At 59.7% G+C, this 580-nt stretch carries 1 pseudogene; it reads right to left on the reverse strand.

The features are described 5' to 3' along the window. A pseudogene (locus EN994_RS34430) lies at positions 1–192 on the reverse strand (hypothetical protein); the annotation flags it as partial. Positions 193–580 lie beyond the last annotated feature (388 nt).

Here is a 580-nt window from a genome sequence, read left to right on the forward strand (position 1 = left end):
TTCGCCGTCGAAAACCTTGTTGGGATCGTCGGATTTCTTGCGCGTCGTGGCGATGAAGATCGAGTGGTTGCCGGCGATCTCCGTCACCGGCGCGGACACCATGGCGCTGCCAAGCAATTCCTGTGTTTGCTGGCCGGCGCAGCCGGCGACGAACAAGGCCAGGACAACGGTAAAAATCTTCTTCAAAGGCACGCCTGAATTTCCAACTCCGGCCGAAAGGCCTGTCTATCCTCACGATACCTCCCGGACAGGCAGAGTGCGGCAGAACTAAGTCCTGTCGAGTCGAAATGTGATCGGCGCCCCGCTGCGGCCATCGCAGTGTTGCGCGAAAGCCAAAATGGCGGGAAACGCCTGCGTGATGTGCGCAATGAGCGGCGTCGCCGCTGGCCCTCCAATCCCCGCGGAGATAGCGATTTCATACCGCCCGATGCGAGGGGGCATGAGAATGCACCCGCAAGTAGCTGAAAATATTTCGCAAAATTTCCGCCCGGAAGGACGTAAATGATGGACGATGGCGCTGGGGAGCCGGATATGTGATAGGCGGGCTCGCGCCGCACCTGGTCATGGCGCTCAACAACCG

Source organism: Mesorhizobium sp. M7A.F.Ca.CA.002.09.1.1 (assembly GCF_003998555.1).
Lineage (GTDB): Bacteria > Pseudomonadota > Alphaproteobacteria > Rhizobiales > Rhizobiaceae > Mesorhizobium > Mesorhizobium ciceri.